Source organism: Rhodopseudomonas sp. AAP120, assembly GCF_001295845.1.
Classification (GTDB): domain Bacteria; phylum Pseudomonadota; class Alphaproteobacteria; order Rhizobiales; family Xanthobacteraceae; genus Rhodopseudomonas.
Window position 1 is genome coordinate 1 of record NZ_LJIC01000162.1, and the last position, 4711, is coordinate 4711.

Below are 4711 nucleotides of genomic sequence, written 5' to 3' on the forward strand. Positions count from 1 at the left end.
GAGCCGTACCGGCTCGCGGTGTCCGGCATCTATGCGCGGCTCGCCGCGACGGCGACGCGGCTCGAGATCGACAGCGTTCGGGCCCCGGTCGGGGAGGCCGAACCGTACGACAGCGTCCACGCCTTCAAGGCCGATCTCGACGCGATCCACCATTCGCTGGTCAGCACCAATGCCGTCGTGATCGCGCGCGGCCGGCTGCGGCGGTTGCGGCGCGCGATCGACTGCTTCGGTTTTCATCTCGCCAGTCTCGACATGCGGCAGAACTCCGCGGTGCACGAGCGCACCATGACCGAACTGATCGACGCGGCGCACCCCGGCAAGTCCTACGCGGCGATGACCGAGGACCAGCGCGTTGCGCTGCTCACCGCCGAGCTGCGCAGCGCCCGGCCGCTGACCTCGTTGTTTGTGAAGTATAGCGACGAGACCGTGGGTGAACTCGCGGTGTTCCGCCAGGCCGCGGTGGCGCACGCGACGTATGGCGCGCGCTCCATCCCCCAATGCATCATCTCGATGACCAAGGGCGTCTCCGATCTGCTAGAAGCCGCGGTGCTGCTGAAGGAGGCGGGGCTGCTCGGCCCGACCGGCCGCAGCGCCATCAACATCGTGCCGCTGTTCGAGACCATCGAGGATCTGCAGGCCTGCGCCAAGATCATGGACCGGCTGCTCGGCATTCCGGAATATCGCCGGCTGGTCGACAGCCGCGGCGGCGTCCAGGAGGTGATGCTCGGTTACTCCGACAGCAACAAGGACGGCGGCTTCGTCACCTCCGGCTGGGAGCTGTACAAGGCCGAGATCGGGCTGATCGAAGTGTTCGAGCATCACGGCGTGCGGCTGCGGCTGTTCCATGGCCGCGGCGGCTCGGTCGGCCGCGGCGGCGGCCCGAGCTACGACGCCATCGTGGCGCAGCCGGGCGGCGCGGTGAACGGCCAGATCCGCATCACCGAACAGGGCGAGATCATCACCAGCAAGTATTCGAACCGCGAAGTCGGCCGCAACAATCTCGAGATCCTCGCCGCCGCGACGCTGGAAGCGAGCCTGCTGCAGCCCAAGCGCGTCGCACCAAACGCCGACTATCTCGAAGCGATGGAGCAGCTCTCGGCGCTGGCGTTCAAGGCTTATCGCGGCCTGGTCTACGAGACCGAGGGCTTCGTCGAGTACTTCTGGGCCTCGACGGTGATCAATGAGATCGCCACGCTCAACATCGGCAGCCGCCCGGCGTCGCGCAAGAAAACCAAAGCGATCGAGGATCTGCGCGCCATCCCGTGGGTGTTCTCATGGGCGCAGTGCCGCCTGATGCTGCCGGGCTGGTACGGCTTCGGCAGCGCGGTCGAAGCCTGGGTGGTGCAACATCCCGACAAGGGCGTGGCGTTCCTGCGCGCGATGTATCAGGAATGGCCGTTCTTCCGCACGCTGCTGTCGAACATGGACATGGTGCTGTCGAAGAGCGCGCTCGGCATCGCCTCGCGCTACGCCGAGCTCGTTCAGGACGAAGAGCTGCGCGAAAAGATCTTCGGCCGCATCCGCACCGAATGGCACGCCTCGATCGACAGCCTGCTGGCGATCATGGGCCACGACCGCCTGCTGCAAGGCAACCCTCTGCTCGAACGCTCGATCCGCCACCGCTTCCCGTATCTCGACCCGCTCAACCACGTGCAGGTCCAACTCCTCCGTGAGCATCGCACCCATGATCCGGATGAGCAGGTGCTGCGCGGGATTCAACTAACGATCAACGGGATCTCGGCGGGGTTGCGGAATAGTGGGTGATGCAGCGCCGGTAGGCCGGATGAGCGAAGCGACATCCGGGGTGCGATTGCCCCGCATGTCGCTGCGCTCATGCGGGCTACACAAGCCGCATTTGCGGCCCGTGACTCGCGCATAGTTTACGCACCGCCGCTCTTCTGCACGCGGTAATTCATTGCCGCGCACCTCACTCCCATACAGTTCGCTCACATAAATACCACCGCGCGCTGCCGCGCTCCGCGGCGCAGTGCTCACTCCGTCATCATTCGCAACTACGCGCCTGAACTTAAGTCAGATGGCTGCACCCGTGTGCGCGGCGTTAGCTTGTGCGCGGAAAAGGCAATCGCCGGACGCGCGCGAGAGACTCGCATCGCGCGCACTCGGCGCCGCGGGGGATAAGTGATGATCTATCTGGTAACGCAATATTGGCCGTGGCTGCTGGCCGCGGGAGTGGTGGGGATCGTAACGCCGCTGATCGCCAACGAGGTCGGCTGGGCGGCGGACCTCGAGAATTATTGGCTGGTCCGGATCGCAGTTGCGCTGGCCGCGCTGGTGGCGGTGGTCGCGCTGCGGCTGGCGTCGGGTAAGCCGGAACTGATGCTGGAAGCTGCCGCTGGGCTCGTGCTCGCCTACATCCTCGGCGGTATCGCCGGCGGGTTGTCGGTGCAGCTGTTGCCGGCGCGGTTTGAAGGCTGGTGGGTCGGGCTGTTCGCCACCGGACTGATCTGGCTGGGCTTCGGTATCACAGCGCTGCCGAAGATCGAGCCGGATCTGCGCGAGCGCGTCGCCGAAGTGGTGAAGGCGGCCGGCGCCGATCCGCTGAATTTCGATGTCGCCGGTCGCGACGTGCTGCTGCCGGACGATCTCGGCGACAAGCGCGCGGCGCTGAGCGAGCAGGTCCTGCAGGTCAAAGGCGTGCGGCTGGTGTCGGAGGTCGAGGAGCTGAGCGGTCCGGCGCTGGCGGCCAAGACCGTTGCCAAGCTGCAGGCCGAGGCCACTGCGAAGGCCGAGGCCGAAGCCAAGGCGAAGGCGGAGGCCGAGGCTCGCGAAGCGGTCGAGAAGGCGGCTACCGCCGCCGCGACCAAGGAAGCCGCCACCAAGGCCGCACGCGAAGCCGCCAGGCAGGCCAAGGCGAAAGCCGAAGCGGAGGCGAAGGAGGTCGCCGCCAAGGCTGCGGCAGAGGCTGCAGCGAAGGAGGCCGCAGACAAGGAGGCGGCCCTGAAGGAAGCCGCTGCCAAGGACGCTGCCGCCAAGCACGTTGCGGTGAACGCTGCGGCGGAGGCGGCCAAGCCGTCTGCGCCGGTTGCGGCGGTTCGCACCGCGGATGCGTCCGGGACGGCCTCGATCCCGTCGGTCGAAGCCTGCCAGAGCCGGCTGACTGCGCTGGTGGCCGCGCAGAAGATCAATTTCGAGCGGCGCAGCGCCGAGATCGTGCCGTCGTCGCGGCCGGTGCTGAAGGAGCTCGCGGCGGTGATCGCGCATTGCCCGGCGGTGCAGATCGAAGTCGCCGGCCACACCGACGCGGCGGGCAAGAAAGCCGCCAACGATGCGCTGTCGAAGCGCCGCGCCGAGGCGGTGGTCGACAGCCTGACCAAAGCCGGCATCGGCTCCGCCAAGCTCACCGCCGTCGGCTACGGCGCATCGAAACCGCTCGCGACGAATGACAACGCGGAGGGGCGGGCAACCAATCGGCGGATCGAGTTTGTAGTGAAGTAGCAATACGGGCTGAAGCTCTACTGGTACAGCTTTGCCCCTCCGGTGCCTCATCCTGAGGAGGCGCGTAGCGCCGTCTCGAAGGATGAGGTGGCACGGCCTCGGCCTTCATGGTTCGAGACGCCCGGCGTCGCCTGACGGCGGCGCCGGGCTCCTCACCATGAGGGACTAATGTAGAGGCGCGCGGCCTGCGCTTGGATTAGATCGCGTCCCAGTTGAAGATATCCGCGGAGCGGTCGAGCTTGTAGAACGAGCCCTTCAGCGCCGGCATGCCGTGCTCGGCCAGTGTCTCGCAGGTCCAGCCGCCGTCGCGGTGCACCGAGCGGATCGGGCGGGACTGGCCCATCAGGAAGATCTCGTTCATGCGCACGGCGAAGATCTGGCCGGTGACGTCCTTGGCGGCGTCGCCGAGCAGATACACCGACAGCGGCGCGATCTTTTCCGGACCCATCTGCTGCATCCGCGCGACGCGGGCCTTCTCGGCCTCGGTCTCTGTCGGGATGGTGCCGATCAGGCGCGACCAGGCGAACGGCGACACGCAGTTGGAGCGGACGTTGAAGCGCTGCATGTCGAGCGCGATCGACTTCGACAGGCCGACGATGCCGAGCTTGGCGGCCGCGTAGTTGGCCTGGCCGAAATTGCCGATGAGGCCCGAGGTCGAGGTGAAGTGCACGAACGAGCCGCTCTCCTGCTCGCGGAACAGCCGCGCGGCGGCGTGCGAGACGTAGAACGAGCCCATCAGATGCACCTTGATGACCTGCTCGAACGCGTCGATGCTCATGCGGTGGAAGATCGCGTCGCGCAGGATGCCGGCGTTGTTGACGACGCCGTCGAGCTTGCCCCAGGTGTCGACCGCCTGCTTGACGATCTTGCTGGCCGGCACGGCTTCCGCGACGCTCTCGAAATTGGCGACCGCGGTGCCGCCTTCCTTCTTGATCTCTTCGACGACCTGCTCGGCCGGCGAGGCGTCGGTGCCCGAGCCGTCGGCGGCGACGCCGGGATCGTTGACCACCACCTTGGCGCCTTCACGCGCCGCAAGCAGCGCGATCTCGCGCCCAATGCCGCGCCCCGCGCCGGTGACGATGATGACTTTGCCGTCGAGTGCCTTGGCCATGTGTGTCTTCCTTTTTGTTTGTTGGTTGATGCGCTGGCAATAACCTCTCCCCGCGTGCGGGGAGAGGTCGACCCGGCATCGCGCAGCGAAGCCGGGTCGGGTGAGGGGGCGTCTCCAAGTCGCCGAGCCGCTCGGCTCGTGGAA

At 66.9% G+C, this 4711-nt stretch carries 3 protein-coding genes; 2 read left to right on the forward strand and 1 reads right to left on the reverse strand.

Annotation, left to right across the window (positions count from 1 at the left end):
• On the forward strand, positions 1-1764 hold a 1764-nt coding region (ppc, locus tag IP86_RS23155), incomplete at its 5' end, for a phosphoenolpyruvate carboxylase (protein WP_082364220.1).
• A 378-nt stretch (positions 1765-2142) separates the two neighbouring features.
• On the forward strand, positions 2143-3456 hold the full coding sequence (locus tag IP86_RS23160; RefSeq protein ID WP_054164793.1) for an OmpA family protein: 1314 nt from the start codon (positions 2143-2145) through the stop codon (positions 3454-3456).
• A 196-nt stretch (positions 3457-3652) separates the two neighbouring features.
• Here IP86_RS23160 and IP86_RS23165 read toward each other — a convergent pair whose 3' ends face one another.
• Positions 3653-4567 carry an SDR family NAD(P)-dependent oxidoreductase gene (locus tag IP86_RS23165; protein WP_054164794.1) on the reverse strand — a complete coding sequence of 305 codons (915 nt, stop codon included), beginning with the start codon at positions 4565-4567 and terminating at the stop codon, positions 3653-3655.
• Between the last annotated feature and the right edge of the window lie 144 nt (positions 4568-4711).

Bases quoted from the DNA above. Each gene is read 5' to 3' on its own strand.
- IP86_RS23160 (WP_054164793.1), top strand. From the start codon at position 2,143: ATGATCTATCTGGTAACGCAATATTGGCCGTGGCTGCTGGCCGCGGGA.
- IP86_RS23165 (WP_054164794.1), bottom strand. From the start codon at position 4,567: ATGGCCAAGGCACTCGACGGCAAAGTCATCATCGTCACCGGCGCGGGG.